We start from the raw sequence: 18,193 nt of genomic DNA on the forward strand, positions 1-18,193 counted from the left end.
TTTTTTTTATTGATTGATAGTCCATGATACAAAGTATTGCGCTCCCACTTGACCAGAACCTGGTGCACTGACATAATCATGAGAAAGAATATTTGCGCCACCTATTTTGAAAATTGATTTTATTGAAGGAACATTAAGATTTAGTTGAGCATCTACAATGTTTCTTGCTGGTAAAATACCATCAGCAAATGTAGATTCCCATAAAAAAGAATCATTCCATCTCCAATTAACATTGAATCCAAAGTTTTTTAATAAATCTGTTTTACCAAAAGATGCTTTTACTTTATGTTCTGGTGTGTTAAAGCTAGTTTCAAAATCTGGATCTTCAGATTGATCGAAATCTAATTTAGCATATGTATAACTTACTCCAAAATCAAAACCATTTAGGATTTTCGTTTCAAGACCAATAGATGCACCATAAGAATTAATTTCAGCATTTGAGTTTGTATAGGTTTGGTACGCTTGATAATCACCATTTTGCAAAGCTAATAATGATAAGGTGTTATCTCCAACTTCTCCGTAAAGAGGCGTCAATACTGTTTTGTTTGAGATGAAATCTTCATAAGCGTTATAGTAAACACTCATATCGATTACAAATCTGTTAACTTTTCCTCTATACCCAATTTCGTATGCTGTAACTTTTTCTGGTTTTACTAAGGCAATATCCGCAGATTGTGGATTACCAGCATTTACTGATGCTAAACTAAACGCATTAGAGTAAGCATCACCACCATCTAAAGGCACTGTATTTGATCCAGTGATTAATTGCCCAGCAGTGCTTAATTGTGAACTAGTCGCAGTGTAACGCGTTAAGTTCTCAGGAGCAGAACCAACTAATATAGCACGTCCAGCATTAAGACCTATAAATAAATCCTGTGTAGTTGGATTTCTAAAACCTGTTTGGAAAGATCCACGTAAATTATGCTTGTCATTTTCGTCTGCAGTATAGTTAAAAGAAACTCTAGGAGATATAAAGCCATCAAAAAATTCAGACTTGTCATATCTAACAGATCCTGTAAGTTTTAATCGATCATCCATTACTTTTTTCTGTATTTGGGTATATGCACCAAATTCATTGTAGTCTATAGAGCCATCATTATCTGTGTAAATAGTTCCTCCAGAATTAAGAGAATATTGTCTCCAAGATCCTCCAACTTGAATGTCTGCAAACTCTATTAAATGACTAAGATTATAATTAACATCTCCATGATAAATTTTTGAGTTATCAGTAAATCTAGATCCAGTTGATAAATTCCCATCTGAAGTTACTCTATCAAAAGCTTCATCAAACTCTGCAGTTCCAGGTAATAAACGACCTGTATCTGCAACAGCTCTTGCTGCTAAATGTGCAGCATTGATTTCATCTTGTGTTGGATTCCCAAAAACACCCTGACCAGCTAGGTTGCCAATAAAACCACCTGCGTAATCTGTAAACCATTGTCTGTCAGTTTTCCATACTCTATTAATATTTATACCTGTAAATCTTGTATCATAAGAATTAGCTGCTTTTTCTGCTGTAGTGTAGATTCTTGCAAAGAAATTATCATTTCTCACTTCTAATTTATGTTGTTGCATAAAAAAGTCTTTTATAGCATATCTATTTGCACCTTGATAGATTGTGTTACCTCTACCAATTTTTGAATTTAAAATAATTTCAAAATCATTTGCCCAAGGCTTAAAATGTAAAGAGAAATCAGCCTTTAAGCTCTCTGCGCTATAGTCCATTAGATCTCGTTCTTCGTATCCTGTTCTGCTTACAGTTTGAGAACCGTAATTAGTTAATACAGGGATTGGTAATGCGCCAGCTGCGATTTCATCAAAATCTAAAGCAGTTGATACCTCGTCACCGTAAATATTTAGACCGTCAAATGATGGATCTAATCTTGTTTGACCAGGATTTTCAAAATCTCTATAATCTGTAGCGAACCACTCTGTTCCGCTAAGGAAAGAGACAGAAGCTTTAGCTGCAAACTTATCAGAGAATGCCTTTGCAACTCTCACGCCTGCATCTACAAAATTATTATCTCCAGCATTATCACTAGATGTTATTCCTGTTTTTGCGTAGAAGCTCACACCTTGGTGGTCAAAAGGGTTTTTACTGGTCATGAACATAATACCGTTGAATGCGTTTGCTCCATATAATGCAGAAGATGCACCAGGTAACAATTCAACACTATTAATATCAAGTTCAGACATTCCCAATAAATTTCCTAAAGCGAAATTTAAAGCAGGTGAAGAATTATCCATACCATCAACTAATTGCATGAATCGCGTATTAGAGAAAGCAGCAAAACCTCTGGTGTTTACTGATTTAAAGGTTAAACTACTAGTGTTCATGTCAACACCTTTTAAATTTTCAATACCATCAAAGAAGGATGGTGAAGATGTGTTTTTGATTTCTTTTATACCAAAGCGCTCTACTGTAACAGGAGATTCAAAAATACGCTCAGGAGTTCTAGAAGCAGAAATTACTACTTCATCAAGAGAAGTTCCTTCTATCATTGTGATATCAATGGTTTGTGGATTTGTAGTCACTTCTTCTGTGATACTATTAAAGCCAACACTACTTACCTCTATAGAGAAAGGAGGGTTTTGGTTTACAACTAGAGTGTAATTACCATCGAAATCTGTAATTGTACCTGTAGTTGTTCCAACAACAATGATATTTGCACCTGGTAATGGAATCCCATTATTATCGATGACTTTACCTTTTACTGTTGTTGATTGTGCAAAAGTTAAAGCACAGCAAAACAGCATCATAATCTTGAAAATTGTTTTCATTTTAGAGATTTAGTTAATTTTAGTAAAGCAATATAAATAATTTAATGGTACTGAAATGAAAAAAAGAGAAAAAATTATGCGTGCATAGTAATTTTTAACAATAAATGAATGTCTTTTTTAAGTGATTCATAAAAATAAAAGCCGAAAATGTGATATCCACATTTTCGGCTTTATTTTTAACATATATTAAGATTCAACTATTCTACGGTAACCGCTTTTGCAAGATTACGTGGCTGATCTACATTTTTACCTAGCATAAGTGCTATATGATATGATAAGAGTTGTAGCGGAATTGTAGTTAATAATGGTGTTAAAGATTCTATGGTTTCTGGAACTTCAATAACATGATCTGCTAAATTCTTTACTTGTTCATCTCCAACAGTTACAATACCAATTATTTTGCCTGATCTTGATTTGATTTCTTGAATATTACTTACAACTTTTTCGTAATGCCCTTTTTTTGTAGCGATTACTACAATTGGCATGTTTTCATCAATTAATGCAATAGGACCATGCTTCATCTCTGCAGCAGGATAACCTTCAGCATGAATGTAAGAAATTTCTTTAAGCTTAAGCGCTCCTTCAAGAGCTACTGGGAAATTATAACCTCTTCCAAGATATAAGAAGTTTTTGGCGTCTTTATATATTGCAGCTACGGTTTTAACATATGCGTCAGACTCAAGAGCAGTTTTTACTTTCTCTGGAATGAGCTCTAATTCTAATAAATGCATTCTATAATCTGAACTTGAAATAGTGCCTTTAGCTCTAGCTAAACGAAGTGCAATTAATGTTAATACAGTAATTTGAGTTGTAAACGCTTTGGTTGAAGCTACTCCAATTTCTGGTCCTGCATGTGTATAAGCTCCTGCATGAGTTTCTCTGGCAATTGAAGATCCCACAACATTACAAACTCCAAAAACGAATGCGCCTTTAGATTTAGCAAGTTTTATGGCTGCAAGTGTATCTGCAGTTTCACCAGATTGAGAAATTGCTATAACCACATCATTTTCATTAATGATTGGGTTTCTATATCTAAACTCTGATGCGTATTCAACTTCAACAGGTATACGAGCTAAGTCTTCAAAAATATATTCAGCAACTAAACCAGCATGCCAAGATGTACCACAGGCAACAATAATAATTCTATTAGCATTAAGAAATTTTTTCATATTATCTTCAACACCAACCATTTTAATAATAGCTTCATTTGATAATAATCGACCTCTAAAAGTGTCTAAAATAGCACTCGGTTGCTCATAGATTTCTTTAAGCATAAAGTGTTCATAACCGCCTTTTTCAATTTGTTCAAGATTTAATTGAAGTTCTTGAATATAAGGTGCAACTAATGAGTCATCTTTAATTTTTCTGATTTTTATACCTTTATGACGACGTACAATTGCCATTTCTTCATCTTCTAAATAAATAGCATTTTTGGTGTATTCAATAAATGGTGAGGCATCACTTGCAATAAAAAACTCATCTTCTCCAATACCTATAGCAAGAGGACTTCCTAGTCTAGCAACTACAATTTCATTAGGTTTGTTTTTGTCAAAAACAGCAATGGCATAAGCACCTACAACTTGGTTTAAAGCTATCTGTACTGCTTTACCTAATTTTGTGTTTTCATTTTTTTTGACGTCCTCAATTAAATTAACTAGAACTTCAGTATCTGTGTCAGATTTAAAAGTGTATCCTCGTTTAATCAATTCTTTCTTTAGAGATTCATAGTTTTCTATGATACCATTATGAATGATTACTAAATCTCCAGAATTTGAATAATGAGGATGCGAATTAACATCATTTGGTACACCATGGGTTGCCCAACGCGTATGACCGATCCCTAATGTACCAGTAGTAGAAATCTCTTTTTCAAGACGTTTTTCTAAATCAGCAACTTTACCTTTTGTTTTTGATAGTTTAATATCAGTACCATCATAAAGTGCAATACCAGCACTGTCATAACCTCTGTATTCTAAACGTTTTAATCCTTTGATAATTATTGGGTAAGCTTCTCTATGGCCTATATAGCCTACTATTCCACACATATTATTTTAGTTGTTTGGTTCGGTAAAAAATATTTCTAAATATGGTTTTTTGTCATCATCGGTAGTGCTATTGCCATATAAAACGGTTCCTCTAGGTGATACGATAGAACTTACAGGAACTTTATCATTATCATTAGTGCTTAGTAAATCATACTGTATTGAACTTCCTTCTAAATTGACATTTGCAGAAACAGCTAAACCAAGTTTAACATTCGTAGAGTCACTAATTATTAAATTATTTAGATGCTCTGTAATTCTAATTTTATATCTGATTCCATCACCTATAGCTTCATTGTTTTCTCTTTCTAACGGAACTAAATGGGAGATTCTAGAGAATTCTGGCGATACTGTATTTGCGTTATCAAATAAATAATCTACTAATACAGTATTGTTCTTCATATCATATAAGTATATACGATTTGGTTCGTCTCCACCAGCATTAACCTTGTCCTGGTCAACATAAAAAACAAGATTAGCTTCATTGATTAGTTTTTTTGAACTTACAAAGTTTCCATCCTCATCAGTTTCTACAAACTCTTTTTTGAATGACTCAAAAGTATTATCTGTAGAAATATCTTCATCTAAGTCTTCACCATTAAATAATTTTATTTCTGCAATAGACCCTTGAGCACCTTTTAAATATAAATTTTCATCTCCTGTTATTTCATTTCCGCTAGATAATGTAAAATCATTTGATAAGAAGTTGACTGTATTACCTGAGAAATTGAAAGTGAAAGTTGACTGTACTCTATCTAAACCTTCTGTAAAATGTTCTCTAGAGTAATAAATTATAATATTTGCACTACTGGATACCATATTTAATATCGTCATTCTGCCTTCAGAGATATTAGATTCTGTTTTGAAGTAAAGACCTCTAAAATAATTATTAAAATTATTAAGATTACTCAATTCAGTCTCACCAGCCATATTAATAATTTTTTCTTGCCAGTAATTGTTGTCGTTAAACTTAATTCTTAATGCAGGTGATATAGCAGTTGTCTCTCTATCATCACCTTCACCTTCTGCTAAGATAATTTGGTTTGAATTAGGACTAAAATTGATTATTTGGTGTAATAATGTGCCTTCTAATTGTGTATTATTAATGGTATTTGAACCTGTAGACATGTTAGAATAATAATTTTGAGGTTCATTAATATCTGAAGCAGTTGGATCAAAATCTCTTAAAAAATAATTACTTTCATAGATTGATAGATTAATTGTTCCTGATCCATAAATTGAATCTAAATCATACTCTGTATTGCCTGTTATACTATTAATACCAGTTGCAGTACTAAAATAAGGTATCGTCATAACTACAGAGTCAACAACTGGTTCTTCTCCAAAATCTGGATCTTGAGAATTACCGGTTATTTGTGTTACGAAGCTTGCTTTACTACTGCCATAACTAACACCTGGATCCTTATAAATACCTAGAAGATTTACTGGTAGAGCATTTGTTTGAACTGGATCTAGCGCTTTTGTATATGCAATAACATCAAATAATCTTGCATTTGTATCAAAATGAGTAGCATTATCATTATTGATAATATCTGAGTCGATATTTGCAAAATCTTTGTCACATGCAATAAAAGAGCATAGCAAAATGGTTAGTAATGCTAAATGTCTTAGGGCAATTTTTCTTTTTTTCATAAATTTATTTACTATTCTAAAACTCTCGTATTGTAAAATTCTGTATAATGGTCTGCAAAATCTTCAATTGGAAAATAGTCTAAGACCGGTTTCTCAGAAGCGTCTAAGTACTCACTTAATTCTTTTGGTAAATCATTTGAGCCTTTAATAAGTGCGTCAGAATTATCAATCGCAATTTTCATGAGATTATTGTAGGTTGGTTTTTCTAGACCTTTGATCTTGCTTTCATCTATATTATCAAATTTCACCTTATTAATCATATTCTTATCTAACGTACCATCAAAGCTTTGATTGTATACAGAAGTCACTATTTTACTTTCAGTAAATAAAGGTTCATTCTTGTAAAACTCTTTTAAGTATAATGGCAATAGAGAAGCTAGCCATCCATTAACATGAATAATGTCTGGAGACCAATTTAATTTTTTTACTGTTTCTATAACACCTTTAGCAAAGAAAATTGCACGTTCGTCATTATCACTAAATAATGTTCCATTTTCATCTGTTAGTGTTGCTTTTCTTTTAAAATATTCTTCATTGTCTATAAAGTATACTTGTATTCTTTCCTTCGGAATAGAAGCTACTTTAATAATCAATGGCATGTCTAGATCATTGATAACTAAATTAATACCAGATAAACGTATCACTTCATGAAGTTGGTGTCTTCTTTCATTTATATTTCCATAACGAGGCATAAATATTCGTATTTGACCACCTTGTTTGTTTACCATTTTTGGAGCTTCAAATGACATTGAAGAAATCTCTGTTTCTGGCAAATATGGTACAACCTCAGATGACACATACAATATTCTCTTATCTTTCATAAATCTTTCGTTTTTGGAATTAAGGGTAAAAAACATGCAAAATTACAAAAATTTATGCAGATTGTCAGTAAAATATTAAGTTTGCACGCTGTTAAACTTTTGTTAGTGTATGAAGATTTTTAAAAATAAAACAGACTTAATCGCTTATGTCGAGAGACTGAAGTCTAAAAAGAAAACACTTGGTTTTGTACCAACTATGGGTGCGTTGCATCAAGGTCATGCATCATTAATAAGTAAAGGACTGAGTGAAAATGATTTTGTAGTTGTTAGTGTTTTTGTAAACCCTACTCAGTTTGATAATCAAGAAGATTTAGTGAAATATCCAAGGACTTTAGATAGCGATGTTGAGTTATTGACGACGATTTCCGAAGAAAAAATTATAGTCTATGCTCCAACAGTAGAAGATATTTATGGAGATAATGTCATTGCTACGTCGTTTTCTTATGATGGTTTGGAGTATGAAATGGAAGGTCGTTTTAGATCTGGCCATTTTGATGGTGTTGGTACAATTGTTAAGCGACTTTTTGAAATTGTAAGGCCAGATAGGGCTTATTTTGGAGAAAAAGATTTTCAGCAACTAATGATTATTAAAAAGTTGGTTGAGAAGCATATGATTCCTGTAAAAGTCATTGGTTGTATAATATATAGGGCTAAAGATGGTTTGGCAATGAGTTCTCGTAATACGAGATTAAAGTCAGATTATCGCGAAGCTGCTCCTTTCATATTTAAAACCTTAAAAACTGCCAAAGAAAAATTTGGCACAAAAAGTGCTACTAAAGTAACAGAGTGGGTGATTAAACAATTTGCTAATCATGAATTATTAGAATTAGAATATTTTATTATAGCAGATATAAAAACCCTTAAAACAGTAAAACGAAAATCAAATCAAAAAGCATATAGAGCATTTATTGCTGTATATGCAGATGATATTAGACTAATAGATAATATCGCACTAAATTAATTATCTTTGCCTCATGCAAATTCAAGTAGTAAAATCTAAAATTCACCGCGTAAAAGTTACAGGTGCCGAACTAAATTACATTGGTAGTATCACTATTGATGAGGATTTAATGGAGGCAGCAAATATCATTCAAGGTGAGAAAGTTCAAATTGTTAATAATGATAATGGAGAACGTTTAGAAACATATTGTATTCCTGGTCCACGTAATAGTGGAGAAATTACTTTAAATGGTGCAGCTGCTCGTAAAGTAGCAGTTGGTGATACACTTATTTTAATCACTTATGCCTTTATGGATATTGAAGAAGCTAAAGTGTTTAAGCCTTCTTTAGTGTTTCCAAATGAAGCTAACAATCTTTTAAAATAAAGCTTTGAATCTAAAGCTTAAAAAACGTCTAAGGTTAATAATTCCGCTAGCTTTAGCATTATTTTTTGGGTGGTATACATTTTCTAAATTACCAGTATCAACAATAATCCCTTTTGTTAAATCAGCAAATTATTGGTGGATTGCTTTAGGTGTTTTTTTTGGATTACTAAGTCATTTGTCTAGAGCTTATCGTTGGAAATATCTTTTGGAGCCAATGGGTTATCAGATAAGATTTTCTAATAGTATTATGGCTGTTTTTATTACTTATTTAGCTAATTATGGAATTCCTAGATCTGGAGAAGTTTTAAGAGCTGCTGTACTTACAAATTATGAAGATGTTCCTTTTGAAAAGAGTTTTGGTACTATAGTTGCCGAACGAATCGCAGACTTGATAGTCATGCTAGGTATTATTGCCATAACATTGATTTTAGAATTTGATTTCATTATAGAGCTTCTTCAAAAATCACTTCAACCAAAAAAACTTATTTTATTAGGATCTGTTGGGCTCGTTATTTTGATAATTAGTTTTTTTATTATCAAAAAAAGTCAATCTAAATTTGCTGTAAAAATTAAGTTATTTTTAAAAGGATTAATGGAAGGCGTGTTAAGTGTTTTTAAAATGAAACATAAATGGGCATTTATAGCTCATACATTATTTATTTGGGGAATGTATCTTTTGATGTTTTACGTTACAACTTTTGCGCTTCCAGATTTAAACAATGTAACTATTGGTGCTATTTTGGTCGCTTTTATTTCTGCTAGTTTTACAATAGCAACAACTAATGGAGGGATTTTTGTTTACCCAGTAGCAGTTATGGCAGCATTTACAGTATTTGGAATTGCTAAAGACCCTAGTTTTGCATTTGGTTGGATTATGTGGTCGTCACAAACAATTATGATTATAATTGCTGGTAGTTTGTCGTTTATATATTTACCAATCTATAATAGAATTAAATAATTTTTTACCTTGCTTATATAATAAACCTAACTATCATGAATAAAACAATATTATTAATATGTTTTGGTCTCTTCTTTCAAATAGCGACTTCACAAGTTACTTATGAGACAATTGAATCTTCTAAACTTGGTGAAACAAGAGAAATTAAAATTCAATTACCAAGAAACTATGATCCAGAAGGTGATGTTTTATATCCATTGATAATTGTATTAGATGGTGATTATTTATTTGAACCTATGAGTGGTAATTCAGATTATCATTCATATTGGGGAGATATGCCAAAATCGATAGTAATAGGTATCAATCAAGCTAAAAAGAGAAGTGCAGATTTATCATACAGTGATACAAATTATTTCCCGTCAGATGAAGGTGGTTCTCAGTTTTTTGAGTTCATTGGTATGGAGTTAATACCATACATTAATGAAAATTATTTAACTTCTAATTTTAGAATTGTGGTTGGGCATGATCAAAGTGCTAATTTTCTTAATTATTGGTTATTTAAAGACAAGCCTTTATTTAGAGGTTATATTGCTTTTAGTCCAGATTTATCACCAGAAATGGTGAATCGTTTACAAGAAAAACTTTCAATTACTACTGAAGATACTTTTTACTACTTAGCTACAGCAGATAATGATGTTAAGGGATTAAGAGATGCTATTTTAGCTTGTAATACAACATTAAGTTCAATTGATAATTCAAAGTTACATTACAGATTTGATGATTTTACAGATGCAGATCACTATTCTCTTGTAGGTTTAGGAATTCCAAAAGCTATAAATGAAATTTTTGGTTTGTATAAACCTATCAATAAGCAAGAATATAAAGACAAAGTCCTTACTTATGAAGGAGGTCCATATGCGTATTTGATGAAAAAATACGAGGATATTGAATTCTTTTATGGGTTTGAAAAGAAAGTCGTTGAAAACGATCTTAGAGCAATCCTGGCAGCAACAAAGAAAAAAGATGATATTGAATCGATGAAAAGTCTTTCTAAACTCGCTAAAAAAGAATATCCAGAGTCGATGATAAGTGCTTATTACTCAGGAATATATCAAGAAATGAATGGGAATGATCGTCGCGCTTTGGTAGAGTATCAATCTGGTTTATTATTAGAAGAATCTGAGTTTATTAATAAAGATATGTTGCTTGATAAAATCTATGACCTTAAAGACTAATATTTAGTCATTTTGTGCATTTCGTCGAATAAATTAGTAGTTTAACTTATTTTAGGTATATTTACAGTCCCTAAATTAAAACCTACTTAAGATGAAAAATACACTTATTTTTATCTTCTCATTACTATTTTGTGCGCAAACTTATGCGCAAGTAGCTTATGAGAAATTTGAATCTCGAAAATTAAACTCTACAAGAGAGTTAAAAATTAAATTACCAGATAATTACGATCCAGAATCAGATTTAAAACATCCCGTAATTATAGTTTTTGATGCCGAATATTTATTTGAACCAGTAGCGGGTCAAGTAAGTTATCAAACCTATTTTGATGAAATGCCAGAGTCAATAATTGTTGGCGTTGTTCAAGGTAAAGAGCGTTTTTATGATAGTTATTTTGATGAGGTAACAGGTCTTCCATTTGAGTCTGGCGACCGTTTCTATAAATTTATAGATCAAGAATTAATTCCTTACATAGACTCTAAATACAATACCAGTAAATTTAAGGTTGCTGTTGGTCATGACTTAATGGGGAATTTTATAAATTCATTTTTATTCCAAGATACTCCAATCTTTCAGGCATATATAAATCTTAGTCCTGATTTTAAAGGATCAATGAGTGAAAACGTGGCAAAACGATTAGAATGGTTAGAAAATGATGTTTTCTATTATATGGCAACAGCAGATGAAGATATTAAGCCCATAAGAGACAGAATTAGAAAAACAAATGATAATTTAAAAACATTAGAGAATCAAAATTTAACTTATTATTTTGATGAACTCGTTGGTGATTCTCATTATACATTGGTGAGTGGTGCTTTATCTAAAGCATTAGATAGAATTTTTGAATTATACAAGCCTCTTGACGACAAGGAATTAAAAGAAAAAGCATTCCCTTATGAAGGTACGTTAGATGATTATATTGTAGATCGTTATAAACGTATTGATGATCTCTTTGGGATTTCTAAGCCTATTTCCGAAGAAGAATTACAACAATTAATAACCATTGCAGATGAACGAGAAGACATAGAATCTGTATATAGAATTGGGAAATTAGCTAATAAATTAAATCCAAGCTCCTCTTTTGGTACCTATTACATGGCGCTTCATGCCGAAAAATTAGGTAAAACAAAAAAAGCAGTAAAGCTATATGAATCTGCACTTGAGCTAGACGAAATGATTCATATTAACAGAGAATTTATCATGTCTCATGTTGAGGGATTAAAAGTTGTGGAAGATGATACAGTAATTGAAGACGAAGAAGATGAAGAAAACTAAACTAAGCATATATTCAACAGACTACCTTTTTGTCTACTTATTTAAGAAAATTAAAGGTTTGTTCACTTCAGATTTTAGATCAAAACTGGTTACTCTTAAATTGTTTTCTATAATAAGTTTGTTTAAGGATATCAATTAAAATATCTTAATTTAGCTGAAATTTTAACTGCGGAAAACTTTTTCTGAAGACAAAAATATGGCTAAACTTAAAACAACTTTTTTCTGCCAAAACTGTGGCACTCAATATTCTAAATGGCAAGGTCAATGTACTGCTTGTAAAGAGTGGAATACGATTACTGAGGAAGTCATTCAAAAGCCAGAAAAAAGTGATTGGAAAACACCCGCTAATTCTTCAAAAAGAGCTTCAAAACCACTTTTAATAAATGAGATAGACGCTTCACAAGAAGCGAGATTGAACACCATGGATGAGGAGTTTAATCGCGTTCTTGGAGGCGGTTTGGTTCCTGGGTCCTTAACACTTTTAGGTGGAGAGCCTGGAATTGGAAAAAGTACATTGTTGCTTCAAATCTCATTAAAATTACCATATAAAACCTTATATGTTTCTGGAGAAGAAAGCCAAAAGCAAATAAAAATGAGAGCTGAGCGTATTGATCCAAGCTCAAACAATTGCTACATTCTTACCGAAACTAAAACTCAAAATATATTCAAACAAATTGAATCATTAGAGCCAGATATAGTGGTTATTGATTCTATTCAAACACTTCATAGTGATTACATAGAGTCGTCATCTGGTAGTATTTCTCAAATAAAAGAATGCACAACAGAGCTTATTAAATTTGCGAAAGAAACTGCAACACCTGTTATTCTAATTGGTCATATCACAAAAGATGGCAACATTGCTGGACCAAAAATATTAGAGCATATGGTGGATACGGTTTTACAGTTTGAAGGTGACCGTAACCATGTGTTTAGAATTTTAAGGGCTAATAAAAACCGTTTCGGATCTACAAATGAATTAGGCATCTATGAAATGCAAGGATCAGGATTGAGAGAAGTTTCAAATCCATCAGAATTATTAATCTCTCAAAAAGACGAAGATCTATCTGGTAATGCCATTGCTGCCACTTTAGAAGGAATGCGACCTTTAATGATTGAAGTTCAAGCCTTAGTTAGTACTGCGGTTTATGGAACTCCACAGCGAAGCGCAACAGGTTTTAATGCAAAACGTCTCAATATGCTCTTGGCAGTTTTAGAGAAACGTGCAGGTTTTAGATTAGGAGCTAAAGATGTGTTTTTAAATATTACTGGAGGAATTACAGTTGATGATCCAGCTATAGATTTAGCTGTCGTTGCTGCAATATTATCATCAAATGAAGATGTAGCGTTACAAAAGGATTTTTGTTTTGCTGCGGAAATTGGCTTATCAGGAGAAGTACGTCCAGTGCAACGAGTAGAACAACGCATTTTAGAAGCCGAAAAGTTAGGTTTTTCTACCATTTTTGTATCTAAATACAACAAGATTTCTTTAAAAAAGCGCGCTATAAAAGTGCAACTGATTTCAAAAATTGAAGATGTCGTTGATTTAATAATTTAATTAAACTAAGACATTTTTTTTGAGATTGTTCAAGCAAACTTTCCAGGTATTCCATATAGCGTTACATTTTACTGGTGTGATTTAAAGACTAAAATAATAATTAGTAACTATTGAAAGTGTATCTGTTAACTCAATAAAATCTATGACTTGAGTCTTTAAAGCTGTAGTTGATTTTAATTGCAAAAACACACCTACTCGATGAGAAAACCTGGTGAGTTTAACTTAATTTTTTTCAATAATAATACTACTAAATTTCAGATATTGGATTATAGTTTTTATGTTGAGCAACAGGAGCATATATTGTGTTTATAAAAATAGGCATAAGTATAAAATCTAAAAATACATTATCAATTATAATCTCATATAAAAAGACCATTTCATAATCACGAAATGGTCTTTTTATGTGGAATATTTTATTCAATGACTGCTAATCGGCACTGTATGTTAGCGTGTTTTTTAGCTTTTTACTTATAAGCAAATAGCACTTCAACTGATTTCCCAAACGTTTCATCTAATATACACTTCATCTAATTTTTAAACCTATAACTAATGCGTAATATTGTATTAAATATGAGATCAATTACAACGCGTAATTTGTTTTATATTAAATAGATGTCCCTCTAAAAAAATCTACTTGACTAAGAAATTGGTCTCTAAAATTAACCATTACACTATGATGCAAAAATTGCTACATATAGTATTTTTTCTAATACTCTTTTCTGTTCCTCAATTTTCTTATTCTCAGGATACAGATAATGATACTTATTCAAATGATATAGATTTAGATAGTGATAATGATGGAATTCCAGATACAGTAGAGCAAGGTAGTTCAATTGCAAACGGTCCAGAATGTGGTGGAGAAGTCAATTTTGATTTTAATGCCATTGCTACAGAAGAATCAGGAGATGGGAATGTTTCAACATTATTAGAAGGCGAAGTGTTTAGAATTGCAAATGTAGGTACAGGTCTTGATGTTTTGGTTACACTGGTGGATTTTGTGGGTGCAACAGTAACAACTTTAGATGATAACTCAAGTAATTCGACTTATTTCAAGCCAGGTGTTGAGTTTATTGGTGTTCCTGCTGGTCAGGAAGCCTATGTAGAATTTAATCTACAGTTTGTATTATCAGGATCTATAACACCTGCAGTTGTACCTGAAGTTTTTATCAATCTCAATGATATAGATGGAAATACCGACATGTCGGAAAAAGATAAAGTACAAACACCTATAAGTTATGTTATTGATAGCCCAACAGATGTTACTATAACAGAGGAAGCGAATTTTTTAGTTGCAACATCCGGAAGTACTAATTATTCAGGAACTTCTAATGCTAATCCTACTGTAAATATTGCTTCAAGATACCTTAACTTGTCTAGTTATACTGTGCGTCTTGGGATATTAACAAGTGCTACTCTAGCAACTATTAATCTACCTAATACCATAAGGAATTATAGTATAGAATTTTCATGTGTAACAAACTTTGTTAATCCTCAAATTGTATTTGCAGATTCAGATGGTGATGGTATCGCAAATTATTTAGACATAGATAGTGATAACGACGGTATTCCAGATAATGTAGAAGCACAAACAACTAATGGGTACATTCAACCTTCAGGAGGTGTTAATGGTAGTGGAAGTCCAATTAATTACGGTCCATTTCTAACACCTGTAGATACAGATGGTGATGGCGTTCCAGATTATCTCGATGCAGATTCAGATAATGATGGTACACCAGATATTTTAGAAAACGGAATGGGAAACACTCTTTCAGGAAATGATTCAGATAATGATGGTCTAGATGATAATTTCGAAACTAATGGTATAAATGATGCTAGTTTTGATGTTAATGAAGATTTTAATGATCCTTCAAGCTTACCAGATGCAGACGGAGATTTATTAAGTGGAGGAGATGTAGATTATCGTGATTTGTTTGATGTAAATCCAACTACAACAGCAGCATTAGAATTTGATGGCATCAAAGATTATTTGAGAGTTAATAGTTTTATTGATGGTTTAGATCAAGTCACTATTATGGCTTGGGTAAAAATAGATAATACAGCTTCTGGCACTATGACCATAGCTGGAGAGGATTTAGGTTGTAGGTTATTCGTTGAGAATGGAAATAAGATAGGTTTCTTGACAACAACTGCTGGGAATACATCAAGTTTGGTTGTAAGTTCTGCTATAAATACTAATGAATGGCATCATGTTACTGGAGTGTTTTCCGCTACAACAGGTGTCAACGAGCTATATGTCGATGGTGAGCTTGTAGGTTCTAATTCTGGGCCAGCCAGTGCTAATATTGAAGTAACTTCGTCTAGTAATGGTGCTTTTGAAATTGGGCGACGTTCAAGTAACTTAATCAATAAAGAATATTTTTATGGTGAGTTAGACGAGGTAAGAGTTTTTAATAAATCACTTTCTGCTAATCAAATCCAGCAAATGGTTTTTCAAGAGATTTCTAATTTTTCCGGAAATGTTAGAGGAACAATAATCGATAAAAACATTATAGATTTTTCTAATTCAAACAATGTCTTATGGGCAAATCTTTTGGCATATTACCCCATGTCTGAAATCAAAGGAAATGATTTAAACGATTACTCGCAATATTCAAGAACACTTAAAATCACCAATATTTCAGCAGTACAATCAGAAACTGCGCCAATGCCTTTTCAAACTAATAATGATGGAGATTGGAGCATTCAAAACACATGGTTACACGGTAATGTTTGGGATATTGAAAATGCAGCAACAAACAAAGATTGGAGTATCGTTCAAATCAAAAACGAAGTAACCTCTTCAAACTCTCATACCAACTTAGGCTTATTCATTGATACTAATAAAAAATTGACAATCATTGGTGACCATAAAGTAGAAAACACATGGTATTTTGAACTTAATGGCACATTAGATCTAAAAAGCGACTCACAATTAATACAAGGTGCTCATAGTGATTTAGTCACATCATCTCAAGGAAAAATATTAAGACGACAAGAAGGTAACTCAAGCGTCTATTGGTATAATTACTGGGCTTCTCCAGTAGGAATATCAAATGCAACGACATTAGTAGATAATAATACAAATACTAACAATGCAAGTAATACGAGTTACAAATTAAGTATGCTCAAAAAAGGAGATGGAAACAACATTCAGTTTACTACAGCACATGATGAAGTTGGTAAAGTAAGTACTCGATGGACATATATGTATCAAAACGGAGTGACCTATTACGATTATGTTTCAATAGATGATGATACAAACCTTCAACCAGGAGTTGGTTATACTCAAAAAGGAACAGGAAATGCTGGTACTGAACAACAATATATCTTTGAAGGGAAACCAAATAACGGAACTATTTTAGTGAATGCTATAGATACAGGAGGTTCAGGATCTGTACCTTCGGTTTCTAAAACAGATTATTTATTGGGTAACCCATATCCTTCTGCAGTTGATCTTAATAAATTTATTCTTGATAACTCAGCGGTTATTGATGGGTCAATTCAATTATGGCAACAATGGAGTGGGACCTCACACAATTTAAATGACTACAATGGCGGTTACGCTACTGTAAACCTTGGTGGCTCAGTTAGAGCGTCTCAATTTGTGGGATTAAATGGAGGAAATAGTGGAGGTGAAGAAGGTACAAAATTACCTACGAGATACCTTCCAGTAGGCCAAGGTTTCACTACCGAAATTGTAAATACCGGAAACATCATCTTCAAAAACAGTCAACGTGTCTTCATCAAAGAAGCAGATGCAGATGGATTGGATTCAGATTTAGGTTCGGCATTTTTAAGAAGTAGCGAGATACCTGTAGACGGTTCAATTTCCGAAGAAAAAATAATGCAAAAAATACGCTTAGAGTTCAATTCAGTTGACGGTCCAGCTGCAAGACGAGAATTGTTATTAGTGTTTAGCGATTTCACTACAGATGAGTTTGATTACGGTTACGAAGCAAAAAACTCTGGTGTTGGTAATGATGATATGAGTCTTATTTTAAACGATGAACTAATGCTTATCCAAGCATATGCAGCAATTGTAGATGATAAGGTTGTTCCATTGTCAATTAAAACGTCTGGATCTTATAATTATAATATAAAAATAACAGACCTTAAGAATTTTGATGATGATCAAGCCATCTATATAAAAGATAATTTTACTGGAGAAACTTTTGATTTGAGAAATAATCAGGCTTATGAGTTTTCTTCGGAAAGTGGAACATTCAGCACTAGGTTTGAAATTGTTTTTCATCCAGGAGAATCTTTATCAACAGAAGAAGACGCATATCAATACAACTTGATTTATTTTAATACAAGTACAAATAAACTATTTGTAAAAGGACTTCAAAAAGATGTGAAGCATGTGCAAATTATTAATATGTTAGGCCAAACTGTTCAAGAATTTACAGATGTAGATTATCAAGATTTAAATAACGGTTTGCAACTTTCTAAATTAACTACAGGAACTTATGTTGCCTATTTTAAAACCGAAAATGGTATTAAAACAAAAAAGATTTTAGTACAATAAGTTTTAATCATAAATAATAAAAAAGCCTATTCTGTTTTTACAGCGTAGGCTTTCTTTTTTGCAAAACGTTTTATTAACTTCG

At 32.2% G+C, this 18,193-nt stretch carries 11 protein-coding genes; 7 read left to right on the plus strand and 4 right to left on the minus strand.

The annotated features are described in order from the left end of the window. Window positions 1–6: 6 nt before the first annotated feature. The 4 genes from IM744_RS01865 to IM744_RS01880 form a co-directional block, all read right to left on the minus strand. Window positions 7–2,781 carry a TonB-dependent receptor gene (locus IM744_RS01865; RefSeq protein WP_194506381.1) on the minus strand — a complete coding sequence of 925 codons (2,775 nt, stop codon included), beginning with the start codon at window positions 2,779–2,781 and terminating at the stop codon, window positions 7–9. 197 nt (window positions 2,782–2,978) lie between these two features. Continuing rightward, on the minus strand, window positions 2,979–4,826 hold the full coding sequence (gene glmS, locus IM744_RS01870; RefSeq protein ID WP_194506382.1) for a glutamine--fructose-6-phosphate transaminase (isomerizing): 1,848 nt from the start codon (window positions 4,824–4,826) through the stop codon (window positions 2,979–2,981). Between the two features lie 6 nt (window positions 4,827–4,832). Beyond that, window positions 4,833–6,476: a DUF4270 domain-containing protein gene (locus IM744_RS01875; protein ID WP_194506383.1), complete on the minus strand. Its 1,644-nt coding sequence runs from the start codon at window positions 6,474–6,476 to the stop codon at window positions 4,833–4,835. Between the two features lie 11 nt (window positions 6,477–6,487). Continuing rightward, complete coding sequence (locus IM744_RS01880) at window positions 6,488–7,297, minus strand: glycogen/starch synthase (RefSeq protein WP_194506384.1); 810 nt, start codon at window positions 7,295–7,297, stop codon at window positions 6,488–6,490. Window positions 7,298–7,406: 109 nt separating this feature from the next. On the opposite strand from IM744_RS01880, the gene panC reads away from it, so the two are divergent. The 7 genes from panC to IM744_RS01915 all read left to right on the plus strand — a co-directional run bounded on the left by panC (window position 7,407) and on the right by IM744_RS01915 (window position 18,111). Then, window positions 7,407–8,258 carry a pantoate--beta-alanine ligase gene (panC, locus tag IM744_RS01885; protein WP_194506385.1) on the plus strand — a complete coding sequence of 284 codons (852 nt, stop codon included), beginning with the start codon at window positions 7,407–7,409 and terminating at the stop codon, window positions 8,256–8,258. Window positions 8,259–8,271: 13 nt separating this feature from the next. Continuing rightward, the gene (gene panD / locus IM744_RS01890) at window positions 8,272–8,622 is read left to right on the plus strand and encodes an aspartate 1-decarboxylase (RefSeq protein WP_028870774.1); all 351 of its coding nucleotides are present in this window, start codon (window positions 8,272–8,274) and stop codon (window positions 8,620–8,622) included. A gap of 4 nt (window positions 8,623–8,626) precedes the next feature. Continuing rightward, complete coding sequence (locus tag IM744_RS01895; RefSeq protein WP_194506386.1) at window positions 8,627–9,580, plus strand: lysylphosphatidylglycerol synthase transmembrane domain-containing protein; 954 nt, start codon at window positions 8,627–8,629, stop codon at window positions 9,578–9,580. A 35-nt stretch (window positions 9,581–9,615) separates the two neighbouring features. Then, window positions 9,616–10,755 (plus strand): alpha/beta hydrolase, encoded by a 1,140-nt coding sequence (locus IM744_RS01900; RefSeq protein ID WP_194506387.1) that lies wholly within the window; start codon window positions 9,616–9,618, stop codon window positions 10,753–10,755. 91 nt (window positions 10,756–10,846) lie between these two features. Then, complete coding sequence (locus IM744_RS01905; RefSeq protein WP_194506388.1) at window positions 10,847–12,028, plus strand: alpha/beta hydrolase-fold protein; 1,182 nt, start codon at window positions 10,847–10,849, stop codon at window positions 12,026–12,028. A gap of 196 nt (window positions 12,029–12,224) precedes the next feature. Next, entirely contained in the window at window positions 12,225–13,583 is a 1,359-nt protein-coding gene (gene radA, locus IM744_RS01910) for a DNA repair protein RadA (protein ID WP_194506389.1), read from the plus strand. 673 nt (window positions 13,584–14,256) lie between these two features. Beyond that, a complete protein-coding gene (locus IM744_RS01915; RefSeq protein WP_194506390.1) occupies window positions 14,257–18,111 on the plus strand; it encodes a LamG-like jellyroll fold domain-containing protein in 3,855 nt (1,284 codons plus the stop codon). The last annotated feature ends 82 nt before the right edge of the window (window positions 18,112–18,193 follow it).

The organism is Psychroserpens luteus (assembly GCF_015319355.1).
In the GTDB taxonomy this organism is placed as follows: domain Bacteria; phylum Bacteroidota; class Bacteroidia; order Flavobacteriales; family Flavobacteriaceae; genus Psychroserpens; species Psychroserpens luteus.